This window comes from Pseudomonas sp. 2(2015), from assembly GCF_000955865.1.
Classification (GTDB): Bacteria; Pseudomonadota; Gammaproteobacteria; order Pseudomonadales; family Pseudomonadaceae; genus Aquipseudomonas.
Genome location: NZ_JYOF01000019.1, coordinates 62,127 through 83,029, shown reverse-complemented (window position 1 = coordinate 83,029; position 20,903 = coordinate 62,127). Strand labels below are relative to the sequence as shown.

17 protein-coding genes are annotated in these 20,903 nt (G+C 63.9%); 5 read left to right on the top strand and 12 right to left on the bottom strand.

All coding sequences use genetic code 11. The features are described from left to right. The first annotated feature begins 530 nt into the window (after positions 1 to 530). Positions 531 to 1,907, top strand: coding sequence for a glutamine synthetase family protein (locus UB48_RS22325; RefSeq protein ID WP_045201104.1), 1,377 nt, complete (start codon positions 531 to 533; stop codon positions 1,905 to 1,907). A gap of 76 nt (positions 1,908 to 1,983) precedes the next feature. On the opposite strand, the gene argA is transcribed toward UB48_RS22325, so the two are convergent. Together argA and argE are read right to left on the bottom strand one after the other, a co-directional pair. Beyond that, positions 1,984 to 3,282 carry an amino-acid N-acetyltransferase gene (gene argA, locus UB48_RS22320; protein WP_045201102.1) on the bottom strand — a complete coding sequence of 433 codons (1,299 nt, stop codon included), beginning with the start codon at positions 3,280 to 3,282 and terminating at the stop codon, positions 1,984 to 1,986. A gap of 115 nt (positions 3,283 to 3,397) precedes the next feature. Beyond that, the gene (gene argE, locus UB48_RS22315) at positions 3,398 to 4,555 is read right to left on the bottom strand and encodes an acetylornithine deacetylase (protein WP_045201099.1); all 1,158 of its coding nucleotides are present in this window, start codon (positions 4,553 to 4,555) and stop codon (positions 3,398 to 3,400) included. A 126-nt stretch (positions 4,556 to 4,681) separates the two neighbouring features. Between argE and UB48_RS22310 the strand changes: the two genes are divergently transcribed. Beyond that, positions 4,682 to 6,049 carry an inorganic triphosphatase gene (locus UB48_RS22310; RefSeq protein ID WP_045201097.1) on the top strand — a complete coding sequence of 456 codons (1,368 nt, stop codon included), beginning with the start codon at positions 4,682 to 4,684 and terminating at the stop codon, positions 6,047 to 6,049. A gap of 3 nt (positions 6,050 to 6,052) precedes the next feature. Here the strand turns inward: UB48_RS22310 and UB48_RS22305 are convergent, their stop codons facing one another. After that, on the bottom strand, positions 6,053 to 6,523 hold the full coding sequence (locus UB48_RS22305) for an Lrp/AsnC family transcriptional regulator (RefSeq protein WP_045201095.1): 471 nt from the start codon (positions 6,521 to 6,523) through the stop codon (positions 6,053 to 6,055). 125 nt (positions 6,524 to 6,648) lie between these two features. Between UB48_RS22305 and UB48_RS22300 the strand changes: the two genes are divergently transcribed. The 3 genes from UB48_RS22300 (at position 6,649) to UB48_RS22290 (ending at position 9,134) form a co-directional block, all read left to right on the top strand. Then, positions 6,649 to 6,969 (top strand): hypothetical protein, encoded by a 321-nt coding sequence (locus UB48_RS22300; protein ID WP_045201093.1) that lies wholly within the window; start codon positions 6,649 to 6,651, stop codon positions 6,967 to 6,969. 85 nt (positions 6,970 to 7,054) lie between these two features. After that, entirely contained in the window at positions 7,055 to 8,725 is a 1,671-nt protein-coding gene (locus tag UB48_RS22295) for a GspE/PulE family protein (protein ID WP_045201091.1), read from the top strand. A gap of 91 nt (positions 8,726 to 8,816) precedes the next feature. Beyond that, positions 8,817 to 9,134, top strand: coding sequence for a DUF2388 domain-containing protein (locus UB48_RS22290; protein ID WP_045201089.1), 318 nt, complete (start codon positions 8,817 to 8,819; stop codon positions 9,132 to 9,134). 51 nt (positions 9,135 to 9,185) lie between these two features. On the opposite strand, the gene gcvP is transcribed toward UB48_RS22290, so the two are convergent. The 9 genes from gcvP to pepP all read right to left on the bottom strand — a co-directional run bounded on the left by gcvP (position 9,186) and on the right by pepP (position 20,891). Continuing rightward, the gene (gene gcvP, locus UB48_RS22285; protein ID WP_045201087.1) at positions 9,186 to 12,059 is read right to left on the bottom strand and encodes an aminomethyl-transferring glycine dehydrogenase; all 2,874 of its coding nucleotides are present in this window, start codon (positions 12,057 to 12,059) and stop codon (positions 9,186 to 9,188) included. Between the two features lie 79 nt (positions 12,060 to 12,138). Continuing rightward, complete coding sequence (gene gcvH / locus UB48_RS22280; protein ID WP_045201085.1) at positions 12,139 to 12,522, bottom strand: glycine cleavage system protein GcvH; 384 nt, start codon at positions 12,520 to 12,522, stop codon at positions 12,139 to 12,141. A 47-nt stretch (positions 12,523 to 12,569) separates the two neighbouring features. Then, entirely contained in the window at positions 12,570 to 13,652 is a 1,083-nt protein-coding gene (gcvT, locus tag UB48_RS22275; protein WP_045201083.1) for a glycine cleavage system aminomethyltransferase GcvT, read from the bottom strand. A gap of 121 nt (positions 13,653 to 13,773) precedes the next feature. Continuing rightward, positions 13,774 to 15,396 (bottom strand): iron ABC transporter permease, encoded by a 1,623-nt coding sequence (locus tag UB48_RS22270; protein ID WP_045201080.1) that lies wholly within the window; start codon positions 15,394 to 15,396, stop codon positions 13,774 to 13,776. Between the two features lie 154 nt (positions 15,397 to 15,550). Next, positions 15,551 to 16,552, bottom strand: a complete 1,002-nt coding sequence (locus UB48_RS22265) for an extracellular solute-binding protein (protein ID WP_045201202.1) — start codon at positions 16,550 to 16,552, stop codon at positions 15,551 to 15,553. Positions 16,553 to 16,654: 102 nt separating this feature from the next. Further along, positions 16,655 to 17,872: a 2-octaprenyl-3-methyl-6-methoxy-1,4-benzoquinol hydroxylase gene (locus UB48_RS22260; RefSeq protein ID WP_177329179.1), complete on the bottom strand. Its 1,218-nt coding sequence runs from the start codon at positions 17,870 to 17,872 to the stop codon at positions 16,655 to 16,657. Positions 17,873 to 17,881: 9 nt separating this feature from the next. Next, positions 17,882 to 18,364 carry a DUF4442 domain-containing protein gene (locus UB48_RS22255; protein ID WP_045201076.1) on the bottom strand — a complete coding sequence of 161 codons (483 nt, stop codon included), beginning with the start codon at positions 18,362 to 18,364 and terminating at the stop codon, positions 17,882 to 17,884. A 2-nt stretch (positions 18,365 to 18,366) separates the two neighbouring features. Then, positions 18,367 to 19,560, bottom strand: a complete 1,194-nt coding sequence (gene ubiH, locus UB48_RS22250; protein ID WP_045201074.1) for a 2-octaprenyl-6-methoxyphenyl hydroxylase — start codon at positions 19,558 to 19,560, stop codon at positions 18,367 to 18,369. Then, the gene (gene pepP / locus UB48_RS22245; RefSeq protein WP_045201072.1) at positions 19,557 to 20,891 is read right to left on the bottom strand and encodes a Xaa-Pro aminopeptidase; all 1,335 of its coding nucleotides are present in this window, start codon (positions 20,889 to 20,891) and stop codon (positions 19,557 to 19,559) included. Before pepP ends, ubiH begins: the two co-directional genes overlap by 4 nt. Between the last annotated feature and the right edge of the window lie 12 nt (positions 20,892 to 20,903).

Below are 20,903 nucleotides of genomic sequence, written 5' to 3'. Positions count from 1 at the left end.
GCCCCACGGGGCTAAAGCAAAAGTCAGGCACAGGGAGGCCGCAACGGGCAGTTCCCGCAAGGCTGACGAGCCCGCTATAGTGATGGCAGAGGTCATTCGAAGTAGCGTCGACAGCAGGCAGGACGCCTGGGCCGTCAATTATTTCAGCCGGGGCGCAAGGTGCTGGCGCAGGGCGCAAGCCACCCGCGAGGAATGCGTGCAAACCGTTCTGTGAACGGCGGGCGATGATGCCGGTTGTCGGCAGGCGTGACATGTAACCCCCGGTATTATTGGTGTTATGGGTTGCCACCGAGCTTAGCCTTGTTCATTTTTTTACACAACACCCCCGTAAAAAATAGAACACGGTCCGCTCAAGATCGCCGTTACCGTACGAAAGCAGCCCTTGTCGGCGCCCCCAATTGCAGCAAAAATGCCGCTTGAGGGCCATTTTAGGGCATCATGGGGCTGGCTTGACTTCAGCAAGGCTTTCCGATTGACTGAACCTGCAAGCCCCCATTGATTGATATTTTTAACAACAAAGGTGTTGCATCATGTCGGTACCCCCGCGTGCCGTTCAGCTTAACGAAGCGAACGCGTTCCTTAAGGAACATCCTGAGGTTCTCTACGTTGACCTTCTGATTGCAGATATGAATGGTGTGGTGCGCGGCAAGCGCATCGAGCGCACCAGCCTCCACAAGGTTTACGAGAAAGGCATCAACCTGCCGGCCTCCCTCTTCGCCCTGGATATCAACGGCTCGACCGTCGAAAGCACCGGCCTTGGCCTGGACATCGGCGACGCTGACCGCATCTGCTATCCAATCCCGGACACCCTGTCCAACGAGCCTTGGCAAAAGCGCCCGACCGCGCAACTGCTGATGACCATGCACGAGCTCGAAGGCGAACCGTTTTTCGCTGACCCGCGGGAAGTCCTGCGCCAGGTCGTGAGCAAGTTCGACGAGCTGGGCCTGACCATCTGCGCCGCATTCGAGCTTGAGTTCTACCTGATCGACCAGGAGAACGTGAACGGCCGCCCGCAGCCGCCGCGCTCGCCGATCTCCGGCAAACGCCCGATTTCGACCCAGGTCTACCTGATCGACGACCTCGACGAGTACGTCGACTGCCTCCAGGACATCCTCGAAGGCGCCAAGGAACAAGGCATTCCTGCCGACGCCATCGTCAAGGAAAGCGCCCCGGCACAGTTCGAAGTCAACCTGCACCACGTTGCCGACCCGATGAAGGCCTGCGACTACGCGGTACTGCTCAAGCGCCTGATCAAGAACATCGCCTACGACCATGAGATGGACACCACCTTCATGGCCAAGCCCTACCCGGGCCAGGCGGGTAATGGTCTGCATGTCCATATCTCGGTGCTGGACAAAGATGGCAAGAACATCTTCACCAGCGAGGATCCCGAGCAGAACGCCGCACTGCGTCACGCGATCGGCGGTGTGCTCGAGACCCTACCGGCGTCGATGGCGTTCCTGTGCCCGAACGTCAACTCGTACCGCCGTTTTGGTGCCCAGTTCTACGTGCCGAACTCGCCTAGCTGGGGCCTGGACAACCGTACCGTGGCCCTGCGCGTGCCGACCGGCACCCCGGACGCCGTGCGCATCGAACACCGCGTAGCCGGTGCCGACGCCAACCCGTACCTGCTGATGGCCGCTGTCCTGGCCGGTGTTCACCATGGCCTGACCAACAAGGTCGACCCGGGCGAGCCGGTTGAAGGCAACTCCTACGAGCAGAACGAGCAGAGCCTGCCGAACAACCTGCGTGATGCCCTGCGCGAGCTGGACGACAGCGAGATCCTGGCCAGGTACATCGATCCGAAATACATCGATATCTTCGTGGCCTGTAAAGAGAGCGAGCTGGAGGAGTTCGAACACTCCATCTCCGACCTTGAGTACAACTGGTATCTGCATACCGTTTGATGCTTGAGGGCCTTATCGCGGGTCAAGCCCGCTCCCACAACGGTTAACTGTGGGAGCGGGCTTGCCCCGCGATGCCTTACAAAGCCTTCTCGAAAATCTTCGAATTACGCTGATAGTTATACAGCGAAGCCCTGGCCGCCGGCAGCCGCTCGACCCCGCTCGGCACAAACCCCCGCTCCCTGAACCAGTGCGCCGTGCGCGTGGTCAGCACAAACAGGGTATTTAGCCCCATCGCGCGCGCCCGCGTTTCGATGCGCTCAAGCAGCTCGTCACCGCGACCGCCGTGGCGATACTCCGGGTTGACCGCCAGGCACGCCAGCTCGCCCGCTTCGGAATCGGCAATCGGGTACAGCGCCGCACAGGCGATGATCATGCCCTCGCGCTCGACCACACTGAACTGCTCGATCTCACGCTCCAGCACCTCGCGCGAACGACGCACGAGAATGCCCTGCTCCTCCAGCGGGCTGATCAGGTCGAGCAAGCCGCCGACATCCTCGATCGCGGCTTCACGCACCTTCTCGAACTGCTCCTGGGCCACCAGGGTACCGCCACCATCGCGGGTGAACAGCTCGGTGAGCAAGGCGCCATCTTCGCCATAGCTGACGATATGACTGCGCGCCACACCGCCCCGGCAGGCTTCGGCGGCGGCATCAAGCAGCTCGCCCTGGTAGTCGCTGCCCAGGCGCTGCAGGTGCGCCGGCACTTGCTGGGGGCGTAGTTCGCGCACCAGCCGACCCTGTTCATCGAGCAGGCCGCGCTCGGCGCCGAACAGCAGCAGCTTGTCAGCATTCAGTTCAATCGCGGCGCGAGTGGCGACGTCTTCACAGGCGAGGTTGAAGATCTCGCCGGTGGGCGAATAGCCCAAAGGCGAAAGCAGGACGATAGAGCGCTCGTCGAGCAGGCGATTGATACCTTTGCGGTCGACCCGGCGCACTTCGCCGGTGTGGTGGTAATCAACGCCTTCGACCACGCCGATCGGCCGCGCGGTAACCAGGTTGCCGGCAGCCACGCGCAGGCGTGAGCCCTGCATCGGCGAGGCGGCCATGTCCATCGACAGGCGCGCCTCGATGGCGATGCGCAAGTGGCCTACGGCATCGATCACGCATTCAAGCGTCGCCGCATCGGTGATGCGCATGCCGCGATGGTAGTGCGGGGTCAGGCCGCGGGCCGCCAGGCGGCTTTCGATCTGCGGGCGCGAGCCGTGGACCAGCACCAGGCGCACGCCAAGGCTGTGCAGCAGCACCAGGTCGTGAACGATATTGCCGAAGTTGGGGTGCTCGACGCCGTCACCGGGCAGCATGACCACAAAGGTGCAGTCGCGGTGGGCGTTGATGTAAGGCGAAGCATGACGCAGCCAATTGACGTATTCGGGCATAACCGGAGAGCCTGTAGAAAATAGGGACAAGAACGGGAAAGCACACAGCGCTCGAAGGGTTATCGTCGGAACAGGCTTGGCGTCACGCGCAATCTCCTCTGCAAAACGGTTCAGCTCAGCGGGCAATTACCGGGCTGAGGCAATAATGTTCGATCAACTCACGCAATAGACGCACGGTAGGCTGCAAGCGTGACATTTCAAGGTATTCGCCCGGCTGGTGGGCGCAGGCGATGTCGCCGGGGCCCAGTACCAGGGTCTCGCAACCCAGGCGCTGAAGATAAGGCGCTTCGGTGCCAAAGGCTACCGCTTCGGCGCGATGGCCGGTAAGACGTTCGGCGACCCGTACCAGTTCCGCATCGGCGGCCTGCTCGAACGGCGGTACCTCGGGGAACAGCGGCGCGTAGTCGATGCGCACCTGATGCTGCTCGGCCAGCGGCGCCAGTTTGTGCCGGATGGCGCTGCGCAGTACTTCAGGGTCCATGCCCGGCAGCGGGCGCAGATCGAACTCCAGGGCGCACTGGCCGCAGATGCGGTTGGGGTTATCGCCACCATGGATGCAGCCGAAGTTCATCGTCGGCTGCGGCACGCTGAACTGGGCGTTGTTGTATTCCTGCTGCCACTGCCGGCGCAGGTTCATCAGCTCGCCCATGACCTGGTGCATGGCCTCCAGCGCACTGTGGCCCAGGCTCGGATCGGACGAATGGCCACTGCGCCCAAGAATGTCGATGCGCTCCATCATCACCCCTTTGTGCAGGCGGATCGGCTTGAGCCCGGTCGGCTCGCCGATCACCGCCGCACGGCCCAGCGGCCGGCCGGCCTCGGCCAGGGCGCGGGCGCCGGCCATCGAGCTCTCTTCGTCACAGGTGGCGAGAATCAACAATGGCTGCTTGAAGTCATGCGTCAGCAGCGGCTGCACGGCCTCGATGATCAGGGCGAAGAAGCCCTTCATGTCGCAACTGCCCAGGCCCACCCAGCGGCCGTCGACCTCGGTCAGCTTGAGCGGGTCGGTCTGCCACAGCTCGGGATCATACGGCACGGTGTCGCTGTGCCCGGCCAGCACCAGCCCGCCCGGGCCACTGCCGTAACTTGCCAGGAGATTGAACTTGCCGGGAGTCACCTGCTGAATGTCACAGGCAAAACCCAGGTCCCCCAGCCAGCCGGCCAGCAGGTCAATCACCGCACGGTTGGACTGATCCAGCGACGGCTGGGTACAACTGACCGATGGCGCGGCGATCAGGGCGGCGAACTGCTCTTTGAGCGATGGCAACGGCATGCGCTTTCTCCTTGGGCGAAGCTCATCATAGGGCCATCCGGCACCGGGAATAAACCGCCGCGAGCCGACTCCTGTACACTGCACCCCCAAGACGCTCCCTGTCATTCGAGCCTGGATTACCCAGCAATGCATAAAGAAACCGAAATCAAACTGCGGGTCAGCCGCGAGACCCTCGCCGCCCTGCGTGAACACCCATTGCTGAACAAGCGCAACAAGTCCGGGTGGCAAAGCCGCGAACTACTCAACCAGTACTTCGACACTCCGGAGCGCGACCTGGCCGCCGCCAAGGTCGCCCTGCGCCTGCGCCGCGACGGCGAGGTGGTCATCCAGACCCTCAAGACCCGCGGCCAGAGCGTCGCCGGCCTGTCCCAGCGCAACGAGTTCGAATGGCAGTTGCCCAAGGCCAAGCTCGACCTGAAAAAACTCGACGCCGAGTGCTGGCCAGAGCAACTGGCCGATGTCGACAAAAAGACCATCAAGGCGCTGTTCACCACCGATTTCACCCGTGAGTACGCCGAAATCGCCTGGGGCCGCGGCAAGGCCAAAGTGGTAATCGAAGCCGCCCTGGACCTCGGCACCGTGGTCGCCGGCAAGCAAAAAGAAGAGATCTGCGAGCTGGAGCTCGAGCTGCGCGAAGGCGCCCCCGAAGCCCTGCTGGAACTGGCCGCCGAGCTGTCAGCCAAGCTGCCGCTGATGCCCTGCGACATCAGCAAGGCCGAGCGCGGCTACCGCCTGCTCGACGCCGGCAGCTACGCCCTGAGCCTGCCAGCCGCCGCACTGAACGCCGAAATGACCCTCGACGACGCCTTCGCCGCGTTGGCCTGGCAGTTGCTCGGCAGCAGCCAGCGCCTGGCCGAACAGTACCGTTTCAACGGTCACTGGCGCCTGCTGCAGGACTGGGTCGAAAACCTCTGGGAACTGCGTGCCCTGGCCAGCAGCCTCGGCCAGGCCGGCCCACGCGCCAGCACCCGCGAGTTGCGCAACAGCCTCGACGCCCTGCTCGAAGACTGGCGCCCGCTGGTGCTCGCCGGTGCCGACGACGAAGATGTACGCCGCGCAGCGCCCGAGCAGTTCGCCGAGGAGCTGCTGGAAACCCGCTGGGGCCAGTTCTCCCTGGAGACCTCGCGCTGGCTGCTGGCCCGTGCCTGGACCGTCGAGCGCAACAAGCGCGGCGACCGCCAGGGCGCCGCACAACTGGCCAACTGGCTGAACGTGCTGCTGGCCGAAGAAGCCAAGGCCCTCAACCTGCCGCTGTATCATCGCCAGCCCGAAGACCTGGCCGAGCAGCTGCCGCGCATCGAGCGCCTGCTGGCCTGGCTACATCATGCCCGCCAGGTGCTGGAAAGCCCGGACCTGGACCGCCTGTTCGGCGAGCTGAACAAGCTCCAGGAACTGGCCAACCTGCCGATCAGCGACGAAGTGCTCGAAGCTCGCGTCCACCAGGCCATGGCCGTGTTCCAGAGCCGCGGCTGGAAACACCTGCTGCGCAAGTAAGGCTCAAGGCAATACCGGCAAACTCGTCGTGGACTTGATTTCGGACAAGGCCACGGTCGAGTTGACCTCCTGGATCCCCGGCACCATCGACAGCTTTTCGAAAAAGAACCGTTCGTAGGCTTCGATGTCCGGGGTGACAATGCGCAGCAGAAAATCCACTGCGCCCATCAGCACATAACACTCCAACACTTCCGGAAAACCGCGGATCGCCTCGGTAAACTCGGTGAAGTTGGAGCGCCCGTGGGCGTTGAGTTTGACCTCGGCGAAGATCTGCGTGTTCAGGCCGATCTTCTTGCGGTCGAGCAGGGTCACCTGGGCGCGAATCACCCCCTCCTCTTTCAGACGCTGAATGCGCCGCCAGCACGGTGACTGCGACAGGCCTACACGCTCAGCGATCTGTGCGCTGGAGAGCGAGGCATCTTCCTGCAACAAAGCCAGAATGCGCCGGTCATAGCTGTCCAGTTCGCTGTGCATGATTTTTTCTCCAAAGTCGGTTGATTCGAATTGAGCTATTCAATAATCCGCAATATCTCACGATCATAGAGAAGAAATACCCCAGCCCGCATGTAAAAATTTCTCCACTTTCTGCGGAGAAACCCATGAGCGCTCTCGAACGGCTGGACAGCCCCCTTACGCCCTTGCGCCACGATGTCTGGGCCGCCAACAACGCCCACAGCGATGTCTGCTATCAACTGCAGGTCGAAGCCGAACCCGACAGCCTGTGCCGGGTGCTCAACCTGTTTGCCCTGCAATTTCTGGTACCACATCGCTTGAATGTCGAGCAGCAGGATGACCTGCTCAACGTCGAGATTGGCATCAGCGGCCTTAGCTGGCACCGCGCCGAGCTGATTGCGCAAAAAATGCGCAACCTGATTTACGTGAGCGAAGTGCAGTTGAGCACTGCCGGAAAAGCCTGGTAACCCTTGTTCAGCGGGAAGCCCCGGCTCAGCCGCTAACCTTGCTCAAGCCATCACTGTCGGTGGCGCGGCAAGGAAGCCCGCAGCCATGCACAACCTTAGCGAAGATCGCTGGCTTGACCTGAACACCCTGCTGGACGAGCTGCTGGCCGAGCAACGCATCAGCCCGGCTGATCACGGCAATTGCCCGCCGGTGCAGCACGACCAGCACCCGCTGGAGTGGATCGCCAGCCAGCAGCTTGCCGACCTGCTTAATCCCGGCCAGCACCTGGACCTCGATAGCCTGTGCCAATGGCTGGCCAGGCAGGCCGGGCAGCCGTACCTGCGTATCGATCCCCTGGAGATCGACCCCGCCCGCCTCACCGGCCTGATGTCTGCAGGCTTCGCCCGGCGCCACGGCATCCTCGCGGTGGCCGCCGATACCAGCGGCGTCACCGTGGCCAGCGCACAACCTTATGTACGCGCCTGGGAAGCGGACCTGACGCAGGTGCTGCAACGGCCAATCAAGCGCGTGCTGGCCAGCCCGGTGCAGATCCGTCAGCTCAGCCAGACGTTTTTCCAGGTCGCGCAATCGGTCAGCGGCGCCAGTCAGCAGCAGTCGACGCCAATCGCTGCGGGTAATCTTGAGCAGTTGCTTGAGCTGGGCGCGCGCGGGGCTGACGCACAAGCCAACGATGCGCACATTGTCAGCATCGTCGACTGGCTGTTGCAGTACGCCTTCGAGCAGCGCGCCAGCGATATCCACCTCGAGCCCCGGCGCGACCAGGGCCAGCTGCGCTTTCGCATCGACGGCGTGCTGCACCCGGTCTACCAGTTTCCGGGGCCGGTGACTCTGGCGGTGGTCAGCCGCCTGAAAAGCCTGGGGCGCATGAATGTCGCAGAAAAACGCCGGCCCCAGGACGGCCGGATCAAGACCCGCCTGCCAGGCGGCGCAGAGGTCGAGCTGCGGCTGTCGACCCTGCCGACCACATTCGGTGAAAAGCTCGTACTGCGTGTTTTCGATCCACAGTTGCTGCAACAGGACTTTGCCCAACTGGGCCTCGGCGGCGGCGATCTCAAGCGCTGGCTGGCCATGCTCGACCATCACCACGGCATTATCCTGGTCACCGGGCCTACCGGCTCGGGCAAAACCAGCACCCTGTACGCCAGCCTCAAACACCTGGCTACCCCGCAGATCAACCTGTGCACCGTCGAAGACCCGATCGAGATGGTAGAACCGGCCTTCAACCAGTTGCAGGTGCAACCAGCCATCGACCTCGACTTTGCCGCCGGCACCCGCGCCCTGCTGCGCCAGGACCCGGATGTCATCATGATCGGCGAAATACGCGACCTGGAAACCGCTCAGGTGGCGATCCAGGCCGCCCTCACCGGCCACCTGGTGCTCTCGACCCTGCATACAAACGATGCCTGCAGCGCCATCACCCGCCTGCTGGAGCTGGGCATTGCGCCCTACCTGCTCAAGGCCAGCCTGATCGGGGTCATGGCCCAGCGCCTGGTGCGTACCCTGTGCCGGCACTGCAAGGGAGCGCCGCTGGGGTGCCGGGAATGCCGGCAGACCGGGTATCACGGCCGTAGCGCGATCTTCGAGTTGCTGGGCATCAGCGAAGCGCTCAAGTCACTCATCAACCGTGAAGCCGACCTGCCTGGCCTGCGCCAACTGGCGTTGAAGGAAGGGATGCACAGCCTCAGGCAAAGTGGCCTGGACAAAGTCGCGGCCGGGCAGACAAGCCAGGCTGAAGTGCTTCGCGTCACGGCCTGAGGCTGCGCCAAAGCTTTTACCCGGGCAGGGAACTAGATCTGCGCAAAGCCGATCAAAGGCCCCAGTTCACCTCACGTTGGAGTCACCCCCGATGCGCCTCAAATTCGCAGTCGCCACCCTCGCCCTGCTGTCCCTGCCGGTTGGTTCTGCCATGGCCGATACCTTCTGGCGCAACGTCATCTCGTCCGGCGCCACCACCGGTTCCACCTACCTGACCTTCAAGGACCACAAACTGGTCATGGCGGCCCAGGATGATGCCGGCAGCTACGTCGCCAGCGAAGGCGCGATTCGCGGCCCGTACCTGGAAGCGGCGATGCACAAAGTGCGCGCCGACAACCCGGGGCTGCAAGTCAGCGACATGGAACTGGCCAATGCGATCCTGGCCAAGAATGCGCTAGCCAGCGAGTAAGCTCGCGACCGCTGTGGGAGCGGATAAATCCCCTCCCACACCAATAGCGCTTCAACGATAGTCATCCACCGGCACACAGGCGCAAAACAGGTTCCTGTCGCCATAGACATTGTCGACGCGATTCACTGCCGGCCAATACTTGTGCTGCCGCGCATGGGCACTGGGCGCCACGCCCTGGGCAATGCTGTAGGGCCGCTCCCACACCCCTAGCACATCCTCCAGCGTATGCGGCGCATGCTTGAGCGGGTTGTCTTCGGCCGGCCAGTTACCCTCCTGCACTTCACGGATCTCGGCGCGAATGCTCAGCATCGCCTCGACAAAGCGATCCAGCTCGGCCTTCGACTCGCTCTCGGTCGGCTCGACCATCAGGGTGCCCGGCACCGGGAACGACATGGTCGGCGCGTGGAAACCGTAATCCATCAAGCGCTTGGCCACATCCTCCTCGGTGATGCCGGTCAAGGCCTTGAGCGGGCGCAGATCGAGGATGCATTCATGGGCCACCCGTTCGTTGCGCCCGCGATAAAGCACCGGGAAGGCGCCGCCCAATTGCTCGGCCAGGTAGTTGGCCGAGAGGATCGCCACCTCGCTGGCATCGGCCAGTTGCGGGCCCATCATGGCGATGTACATCCAGCTGATCGGCAAAATGCTCGCGCTGCCCCAGGGCGCGGCGCTGACTGCGGTGTTCTGCGGGTCGGGGCCAGGCAGCGGGATGACCGGGTGGCTGGCGACAAACGGCGCCAGGTGTGCGCGCACACCGATCGGGCCCATGCCCGGGCCGCCACCGCCGTGGGGGATGCAGAAGGTCTTGTGCAGGTTCATGTGCGAGACGTCGGCGCCGATATCCGCTGGCCGCGCCAGGCCGACCTGGGCATTGAGGTTGGCACCGTCCATGTACACCTGGCCGCCGTGCGTGTGGATAACCTCGCAGATCTCGCTGATGCCTTCCTCGTACACACCATGGGTCGATGGGTAGGTCGCCATCAGGCACGACAGCTTGTCGCCAGCCGCCTGCGCCTTGGCTTTGAGGTCGGCCAGGTCGACGTTGCCGGCCTGGTCGCACTCGACGATCACCACCTGCATCCCGGCCATCTGCGCCGAGGCCGGGTTGGTGCCATGGGCCGAGGCCGGGATCAGGCAGATATCACGTTGCGGTTGATGACGGCTGCGGTGGTACTTGGCAATTGCCATCAGCCCGGCGTACTCGCCCTGAGCGCCGGAGTTGGGTTGCATGCAGATGGCATCGAAGCCGGTGATCGCGCACAGCCAGCTTTCCAGCTCGTCGATCATCGCCTTGTAGCCCTGCACCTGCGCGGCCGGGGCAAAGGGGTGCAGCAGGGCGAAACCCGGCCAGGTGATCGGGATCATCTCGCTGCTGGCATTGAGTTTCATCGTGCACGAGCCCAGCGGGATCATCGACTGGTTCAGCGCCAGGTCCTTGTTCTCCAGCTGCTTGAGGTAGCGCAGCATCTCGGTTTCGCTGTGGTGCAGGTTGAACACCGGGTGGCTGAGAAAAGCCGAGCGTCGCACCAATGCCGACGGAATGCCCTCGGGCTGCGCCAGAGCATCCAGCGCGGCGATATCCAGGCCGTGGTCGGCGCCCAGGAAGATATCGAACAGGCGCATCACCGTGGTTTCGTCACAGGTCTCGTCGAGGCTCACGCCCAGTTGCCCGCGACCCAGAATCCGCAGGTTGATCTGCGCCGCCTCGGCGCTTTCGATAATGGCCGTCTGACTGCCGCCGACTTCCAGGGTCAGGGTGTCGAAGAAGTGCTCGTTGAGGCGCTTGATGCCCTTGCTCTCCAGACCCGCCGCCAACACGAAGGTCAACGCATGCACGCGCTGGGCGATGCGCTGCAGGCCTTCCGGGCCGTGGTACACCGCATAGAAGGCGGCGATGTTGGCCAGCAGCACCTGGGCGGTGCAGATGTTGGAGTTGGCCTTCTCGCGGCGGATATGCTGTTCGCGGGTTTGCAGCGCCATGCGCAACGCGGTGTTGCCGCGGGCATCCTTGGACACGCCGATGATGCGCCCAGGCATGGCCCGCTTGAATTCGTCCCGGCAGGCAAAGTACGCCGCATGCGGGCCACCAAAGCCCATGGGCACGCCGAAGCGCTGAGAGGAGCCCAGTACCACGTCGGCGCCCTGCTCACCCGGCGGCATCAGCATCACCAGGCTGAGCAGATCGGCAGCGACGCAGGCCAGCGCCTGCTGGGCATGCAGCTGAGTGATCAGCGGCCGCAAGTCACGCACTTCGCCGTGGGTATCGGGGTATTGCAGCAAGGCCCCGAACACCTGGTAGTTCGCGAGGTTATCCACAGCGTCGACGATCAGTTCGAAACCAAAGCCCTCGGCGCGGGTCTGCAGCACCGAGAGGGTTTGCGGGTGGCAGTGTTCATCGGCGAAGAAGGCATTGCTTTTCGACTTGGCCACGCGCTTGGCCAGAGCCATGGCTTCTGCCGCGGCAGTGGCTTCGTCGAGCAACGAGGCGTTGGCGAGGTCCAGGCCGGTGAGGTCGATGATCATTTGCTGGAAATTGAGCAAGGCTTCCAGGCGGCCCTGGGCGATTTCCGGTTGATACGGGGTATAGGCGGTGTACCAGCCCGGGTTTTCGAGGACGTTACGCAAAATGACGGTTGGCGTGATGGTGCCGTGATAGCCCATGCCGATCAGGCTGGTCCACACCTGGTTCTGCTCGGCGTAGCCCTTGAGCCTGGCCAGGGCAGCCTGTTCATCAAGGGCCTCAGGCAGCTCCAGTGGCCGGTTCAGGCGGATGCCCGGCGGCACGGTCTGTTCGATCAGCTCGCGGCGGCTGCCAACCCCGAGGGTGGCGAGCATGGCCTGCTGCTCCGAGGCATCGGGGCCCAGGTGGCGACGCAGAAAAGGATTGCGGTCGTGCAGTTGGCTCAGGGACGGCGACTGGGACATAGCGGCTCTCTCTTCCTCGACCAAGCCTCGAGCGCTCGAGGCATATTGAGTCTAGGAAGAGATTGCCGCCTGCGTGAAACTATTCGCCGATGGCGGCTTTGTAACCGGCGGCGTCGAGCAGTTTATCCAGCTCGGCCTTGTCGCTTGGCTTGAGTTTGAAGATCCAGCTGGCGTACGGATCGTTGTTCAGCGACTCGGGGCTATCGGCCAGCTCTTCGTTTACCGCGATCACTTCACCGCTGACCGGTGCGTAGATATCGGAAGCGGCCTTGACCGACTCGACCACGCCCGCCGCATCGCCGGCGGCAAAGACCTTGCCCACTTCCGCCAGCTCGACGAACACCACGTCACCCAGGGCTTCCTGGGCATGGTCGCTGATCCCGACAGTCACAGAGCCATCGGCTTCCAGCCGGGCCCATTCGTGGCTTTCGGCAAAACGCAGGTCGGCGGGGATATTGCTCATAATTGTTGTCCTCGATTGGGTCAGCGGTTGGCCCGCCAGAATTGGGTTCAGATCAGGATCTTGCCATGGCGCACGAAGGTCGGCTTGACCACCCGCACCGGGTACCACTTGCCGCGAATCTCCACCTCGGCACGATCGGCGGTGGCCATCGGCACCCGCGCCAGGGCAATGGATTTGCTCAGCGTAGGAGAGAAACTACCACTGGTGATCTCCCCTTCGCCAATCCCGGCGACACGGACCACCTGATGGGCGCGTAAAACCCCGCGCTCTTCGAGCACCAGGCCGACCAGTTTCTGCTCGACGCCATGCTCGATTTCTTCCAGCAGGCCCTTGCGACCGATGAAGTCACGCGCTGCCGGCTCCCAGGCGATGCTCCAGCCCAGGTTCGAGGTCAGCGGCGTGTGGGCTTCGTCGATGTCCTGGCCATACAGGTTCATGCCCGCTTCCAGGCGCAGGGTATCGCGGGCGCCAAGGCCGCTGGGGGCGATGCCGGCGCCGACCAGGTCGTTGAAAAACGCCGGGGCCTGTACCGCCGGGAAAATGATTTCCAGGCCATCCTCACCGGTATAACCGGTGCGGGCGATGAACCAGTCACCATCGGCCAGGCCTTCGAAGGGCTTGAGTTCACGGATCAAAGCGGCGCGGGCAGCGGTTACCAGCTCCGCGACCTTTTCTCGCGCCTGCGGGCCCTGGATGGCAAGGATGGCCAGTTCCGGGCGCTCGCTCAGCTCGACCTCGAAGCCGATCATCCGCGCCTGCAGCCAGGCCAGGTCCTTGTCGCGGGTCGAGGCGTTGACCACCAGGCGGTAACCGTCTTCACAGCGGTAGACGATCATGTCGTCGATCACCCCGCCCTGCTCGTTGAGCATGGTGCTGTACAGGGCCTTGCCGGTGGCGTTCAGGCGCGCGACATCATTGGCCAGCACCTGTTGTAGCCAGGCACCGGCCTGGGCGCCACGGATATCGATCACGGTCATATGGGATACATCGAAGACCCCGCAGGCCTGGCGCACCTGATGGTGTTCCTCGACTTGCGAGCCGTAATGCAGGGGCATATCCCAACCGCCAAAATCGACCATCTTGGCGCCGAGGGCCAAGTGCAGGTCATAAAGAGGCGTACGCTGTCCCATGGGTTTCTCCTTCCGGGCGTGGCGAGGCTACGGCGGCTGGCAGCGTTGCAGCTACCCGGTCTGTAGGACCGGCCGCAGCGAATGCCGCGCATTGTAGCTGCAAGCAAGCAGGCTTACACCCTCAGCGCGTTTGACCGGGGTGGCGGGCCGAACGTCGAATCAGGCCGATGACCGGCAGCAAGCCGACCAGCACCAGGGTCAGCGCCGGTAGCGAAGCCCGCGACCATTCGCCTTCGCTGGTCATCTCGAATACCCGAACCGCCAGGGTATCCCAGCCAAAGGGGCGCATCAGCAAGGTCGCCGGCATTTCCTTGAGCACGTCGACGAATACCAGCAGCGCCGCGCTCATGGCACCGGGCACCAGCAAGGGTAGATACACCTTGAAAAACAATCTCGGGCCACTGACCCCCAGGCTGCGCGAAGCTTCCGGCAAGGACGGGCGAATCCGTCCCAGGCTGTTTTCCAGCGGGCCGTAGGCCACGGCGATAAAGCGCACCAGATACGCCAGCAACAAGGCCGACAGGCTGCCGAGCAGCAACGGCTTGCCGGCACCACCGAGCCAGCCGGACAGCGGCACCACCAAGTGGTTATCAAGGTAACTGAAGGCCAGCATGATCGACACTGCCAGCACCGAGCCGGGCAAGGCATAGCCCAGGTTGGCCAGGCCGACGCCGGCGCGGATGGTCGAGGTCGGCGCCTGGCGCCGGGCAAACGCCAGCATCAGGGCAACACACACAGTAATCAGTGCCGCCATGGCGCCCAGGTACAGGGTATGCAGGATCAGCCCGGCATAGCGCTCGTCGAGGTCGAAACGCCCGCGCTGCCAGAACCACACCAGCAACTGCAGCATCGGCACCACGAAGGCACAGGCGAACACCAGCAGGCACCAGCTGCTGGCGGCCAGGGCCTTGATGCCCCGCAAGTGATACAAGGCCTGGCCGCGCGGGCGTTCGTTGCTGCTGCGCACCGCGCCACGAGCCCGGCGCTCGCCGTACAGCACCAGCATCACCGCCAGCAACAGCAGGCTGGCCAGTTGCGCGGCGCTTGAGAGGCTGAAGAAGCCATACCAGGTCTTGTAGATGGCGGTAGTGAAGGTGTCGAAGTTGAACACTGACACCGCGCCAAAATCCGCCAGGGTTTCCATCAATGCCAGGGCCACCCCGGCACCGATGGCCGGCCGCGCCATGGGCATGGCAACCCGCCAGAATGCCTGCAGCGGCGACAGACCCAGAACCCGCGCCGCTTCCATCAGGCCCTTGCCCTGGGCCAGGAAGGCGTTACGGGCCAGCAGGTAGACGTAGGGGTAGAACACCAACACCAGCACGGTGATGACCCCGCCGGTAGAACGCACCCGCGGCAGGCGCAAGGGCCCGAACCATTCGCGCAACAAGCTTTGCACCGGCCCGGCGAAATCCAGCAGGCCGACAAACACGAACGCCAGCACATAGGCCGGAATCGCGAACGGTAGCATCAAGGCCCAGTCGAGCCAGCGCCGCCCGGGGAACTCGCACAGGCTGGTGAGCCAGGCCAGGCTCACGCCCAGCACCGTCACACCAATGCCGACACCGAGGATCAGCGTCAGGGTGTTGCCCAGCAGGCGGCTCATCTGGGTATCGAGCAGGTGCGACCAGATCTGCAGGTCGACCGACTGCCAGGACAACAACAGCACGCTCAGCGGCAGCAGCACCAGGGCGGCGATGATGAAGACCAGGGGGTACCAGCGGCGTTGGGCGGGGTGGGCCAAAAGTGAAATCTCTATGGGAATGATTGCGACCGCGTTGCGGTCGATCGCTGGCAAGCCAGCTCCCACAGTGAAAAGAGAGAACCGCTATCCCTGTGGGAGCTGGCTTGCCAGCGATTGGGGCCCGATAGGGCCCCGCAAGGATAAAGCCTGGCGCTTAGTTCCAGCCAGCCCGATCCATCAGGCGGATGGCTTCGGCCTGGCGTTTGCCGGCCACTTCCACAGCAATGCTGTCGGCCTTGAAGGTGCCCCAGGCAGCCACTTCTTCAGATGGCGCCACGGCCGGGTTGGCCGGGAACTCCTGGTTCACGCCGGCGAAGATTTTCTGCGCTTCGGCACCGGTCATCCATTCGACCAGCTTCTTCGCCGCCTCAGGGTGCGGCGCATATTTGGTCAGGCCGATACCCGAGAGGTTGACGTGCACGCCACGGTCAGCCTGGTTGGGCCAGAACAGCTTGACTGCCAGCTTGGGGTTTTCCTTGTGCAGGCGGCCGTAGTAGTAGGTGTTGACGATGCCGACGTCGCACTGGCCGGCGTTGATCGCCTGGAGCAAGGCGGTGTCGTCGGAGAATACATCGGTGGACAGGTTGTTGACCCAGCCCTTGATGATCTCTTCGGTTTTTTGCTCGCCATGGGTTTCGATCAGGGTAGCGGTCAGCGACTGGTTGTAGACCTTCTTCGCCGTACGCAGGCACAGGCGACCTTCCCAGTTTTTGTCGGCCAGGGCCTCGTAGGTGCTCAGCTCTTCGGGTTTGACCCGCTCGGTGGAGTAGGCGATGGTCCGTGCGCGCAGGCTCAGGCCGGTCCAGTCGTGGGACGAGGCGCGGTACTGGGCGGGGATGTTCTTGTCGATGACGTCCGACTTGATCGGCTGCAGGATGCCCATCTGCTCGGCCTGCCAGAGGTTGCCGGCGTCGACGGTGAGCAGCAGGTCGGCGGTGGCGTTCTCGCCCTCGGCCTTGATCCGCTGCATCAGCGGCGCTTCCTTGTCGGTGATGAACTTGATCTTCACCCCGGTTTCTTTGGTGTAGGCATCGAATACCGGTTTGATCAGCTCGTCGATGCGCGAGGAATACACCACCACCTCGTCCGCCGCCTGGGCGGCGGTGCCGAACAGGGTCAGAGCCAGGGCGGCCATTACGTGCTTGCGTGGCAACATGGTGCAGTCCTCGGAATTCATGAGAGGCGCAAATGGTAGTTAATCCCATTTGCCTTCTCAACCGAACTCACAAGGGAGGAGTTACCAGATGTTGCGGGGCCCTCAGGCCCGCGCCAGTTCCGGCAGGTCACCGCTCAAGCCCAGGGCCTGGCGCACAAACAGGGCCTTGGCTTGCGGCAATTGCTCGATCCATTTCAGGCCGCTGTTGCGCAACCAGCGCAACGGCAGTGGATCGGCCTGGAACAAGCGCTCGAAGCCTTCCATCGCCGCCATCAAGGCCAGGTTGTGCGGCATGCGTCGGCGCTCGAAACGGCTCAGCACGCGAATATCAGCCAGGCGCTCGCCACGCTCGTAGGCATGCAGCAGCTCTTCGGCCAGTACCGCGGCATCAAGGAAACCGAGGTTGACGCCCTGCCCGGCCAGCGGGTGGATGGTGTGCGCGGCATCGCCGATCAGCGCCAGGCCTTCGGCCACATAACGCTTGGCGTGACGCTGGCGCAGCGGCACGCAAACCCGTGGGTCGGCCTGCAAGACGCCGCCCAGGCGCCCTTCGAAGGCGCGCTCAAGCTCGGCGCAGAACGCCTCGTCGCTCAAGGCCATCAAGTGTTCAGCCTGCTCGGGCGTGGTCGACCAGACGATCGAGCACCAGTCCTGCTGACCATCGCGCAGCAGCGGCAGGAACGCCAGCGGCCCCTCGTCGGTAAAGCGCTGCCAGGCGGTCGCCTGATGCGGCCGGGCGCAGCGCACGCTGGTGACAATGGCGTGGTGCAGATAATCCCACTCGCGGGTCTCGCAGCCAGTCAGGCGGCGTACCGCCGAGTTGGCGCCGTCGGCGGCAATCACCAGCGGCGCACGCAGGGTACGGCCGTCGGCCAGGGTCAGCAGCCAGTCGTCGCCGGAGCGGCGCATCTGCTCCAGGCGGGCATTGGCCAGCAGGCCGATTTCGCTGTCGTGCAGACGCTCCAGCAGGCCATCCTGCACTACCCGGTTCTCGACGATATGGCCAAGCACTTCGGCGTGCACGCTGGCCGCCGAGAAGTGGATCTGGCCGGTGCCGCTGCCATCCCACACGTGCATGTCTGAGTAGGGGCTCAGGCGTCGCTCGCTGACTCCCTGCCAGGCGCCCAGGCGTTCGAGAATGCGCTGGCTGGCCGCCGACAAGGCGCTGACCCGCGGCTCAAACGCCGACTGCTGGTCGAAGGGTTTGATCGACAAGGGGCTGCCGTCGAGCAAGAGAATTTCCAGGCCGCTGTGCTGCAACGCCAGGGCCAGGGCGCTGCCGACCATACCGGCACCGACAATCAACAGATCTGCGCGCATTTCCATGCCTTAAGCCTGTCTCGCTTGCGGCTTGAGCCGCACGTAAAGGGTTTTGTCGACCCGCGCCACCAGTTCACCGGCGGCGTCGCGGATATCGACCTGAAGTCGTGGCAGGTACTTTTTGCCGCCGGCGGTGTGCTGGCGGATGTCGTCGAGCAGGGCATCGTCGATGCGCAGGTCGGCGAACACCGGGCCCTTGCCCGGCGACACGAAATCGATGCTGGCGGCCTTGTCCCAGACGATGTACTCACGCCCGAGCAGCTCCATCAGCATCAGCATGTAGAACGGATCGACCATCGAATACAGGCTGCCGCCGAACTGGGTGCCGACATAGTTGCGGTTGAACCAGCGCAAGCCCATGCGCACGCGGATATGGCGCAGATCCGGGCTGACGCTGAGCACGCGAATGCCCGCGCCCAGGTACGGCGGGTAAATGTTCAGCAGCCAGCGCAACCTGCGCGCGCGCCGGGCCAGTTTGCGCGGGTCGCTCATGCTCAGCTCCGTGGGTCCGGGCGAGTCCCCAGGCCCATGGCCTGGCGGGCGAACCAGCGCTTGGCCGGGGGCAGCAGGTCGAGGCCGAGCAGGCCCAGGTTGCGGCCGGTAGCCACCAAGGGTTGGGCGCTGCCGAACAAACGGGTGACGCGGTCGGAGAAGCCCACGGTCAGGTCCTGGTCCAGGCGCTGGCGCTCGCGGTAAGCCTGCAGGGTGGCAAAGTCACCCGGCACTCCAGGGCTGGCCAGCAAGCCGTCGGCCAGCGACTGCACATCGCGCAGCGACAGATTGAAGCCCTGGCCGGCAATCGGGTGCAGACTGTGCGCTGCGTTGCCGAGGACCACCAGGTGCGGGCGGACCTGCTCCTGGGCCTCAACCAGCGACAACGGATACAGGTGCCGGGCGCCGACCTGGCGCAGCGCACCGAGGCGGTAGCCAAACACATCCTGCAGCTCGCTGAGAAAGCTGCGCTCGTCCAGCTCGGCCAGGCGCTTGGCGTCCATACCGGCGCGGGTCCAGACCAGCGCGCAGCGGTTCTCCGGCAATGGCAGCAAGGCCATCGGCCCTTCGTCGGTAAAGCGCTCGAAAGCCTGGCCGCAGTGGGCTTCGCTCGGGGTGATATTGGCGATAAGGGCGCTCTGGTTGTACGGCCGCTGGCTGACATGAATACCCAGTTGCTCGCGCAGGCCGGAACGGCCACCATCGGCCAGTACCGCCAGGTCGCATTCAAGCGTGGTGTCGTCGTTGAGCGACAGCCGGTAACCGTCTTCCAGCGGCTGCAGGGCGGTGACCTCCGCCGGGCAGCGCCAGCTCACCACCTCAGCGTCCAGGCCCTGCCACAGGCACTGGCCAAGCCAGGCGTTCTCGACCACGTAGCCGAGCGCCGGTACCCCTTCTTCCAGGGCGTCCAGGCGGGTGGCGCCAAAACGGCCACGGTCGGAGACCTGGATCTGACGGATCGGCTCGGCGCGGCGGCTGATCTGTTGCCACAGGCCAAGACGCTCGTAGATTTGCCGGGTACCGAAAGACAACGCCGAAGAGCGGGCGTCATAGCTCGGCTGGAAACTGTCACCCGGGGCGAACGGTTCGATCAGCAGGATCTTCCAGCCACGCGCCTTGGCCCCGGCTTGCAGGGCCAGGGCCAGGCTGGCGCCGACCAGGCCGCCGCCAATGATCGCAAGGTTGACCCGGCTCATGCTGCGGCACTGCGCGCAGCAGCCATCAAGGCTTCGATTTCGGCAACCGTCTTGGGTACGCCGGAGGTCAGGATTTCACAGCCCTGCTTGGTTACCACTACGTCATCCTCGATTCGCACACCGATGCCACGCCATTTTTTCGCGACACTCTGGTTATCGGCACCAATGTAAATGCCAGGTTCAACAGTCAGGGCCATGCCCGGCTCGAGCACTCGCCACTGGCCGCCGACCTTGTACTCGCCGACATCATGCACATCCATGCCCAGCCAGTGCCCGGCGCGGTGCATGTAGAAAGCCCGATAGGCTTCGCTTTCAATCAGTTCGTGCACCTGGCCCTTGAGCAGGCCCAGTTCCACCAGGCCTTCGGTAATCACTTGCACCGTGGCCTCATGGGCGTGATTCCAGTGCTTGCCCGGGGCGATGACCGCAAAGGCCGCTTCCTGGGCCTTGAGCACCAGCTCGTAGATGGCCTTCTGCTCCGGCGAAAAACGCCCGCTGACCGGGAAAGTGCGGGTGATGTCGCTGGCGTAGCAGTCAATCTCGCAACCGGCGTCGATCAGCACCAAGTCGCCGTCCTTGAGCGGCGCGTCGTTCTCCTGGTAATGCAGGATGCAGCTGTTGCGCCCGGCGGCGACGATCGAGCCGTAGGCCGGCATCTTCGCCCCGCCCTTGCGGAACTCGTAGTCGAGCTCGGCTTCCAGGCTGTATTCGCGCAGACCGGCGCGGCAGGCTTGCATGGCCCGCACGTGGGCACGGGCGGAAATCGCCGCGGCCTCGCGCATCACTTTCACTTCCGCCGCCGATTTATACAGGCGCATGTCGTGCAGCAGATGATCCAGGGCAACGAATTCGTTCGGCGGCTGCGCACCCAGGCGCGCTTTGGAGCGGATGACGTTGATCCACTCCATCAAGTGGCGGTCGAACTCGGCGTTGCTGCCCATGGCCGAATACACCCGGTCGCGACCTTCGATCAGGCCGGGGAGGATGTCGTCGATATCGGTGATGGGGAAAGCATCATCGGCGCCAAAATCGCGGATCGCCCCTTCCTGGCCAGCGCGCAGGCCGTCCCAGAGCTCGCGCTCGGGATTGCGCTCGCGGCAGAACAATACGTACTCGCCGTGCTCGCGGCCGGGGATCAGGGCGATCACCGCCTCGGGCTCGGGGAAGCCGCTGAGGTACTGGAAGTCGCTGTCCTGGCGGTACACGTGCTCGACGTCGCGGTTGCGGATGGCAACCGCGGCGGCGGGCAGGATGGCGATGCTGTTGGGTTCCATCTGCGCCATCAGCGCCTTGCGTCGACGGGCGTATTCCGACTTGGGGATGTGGCTCATGGGCAGTGGCAG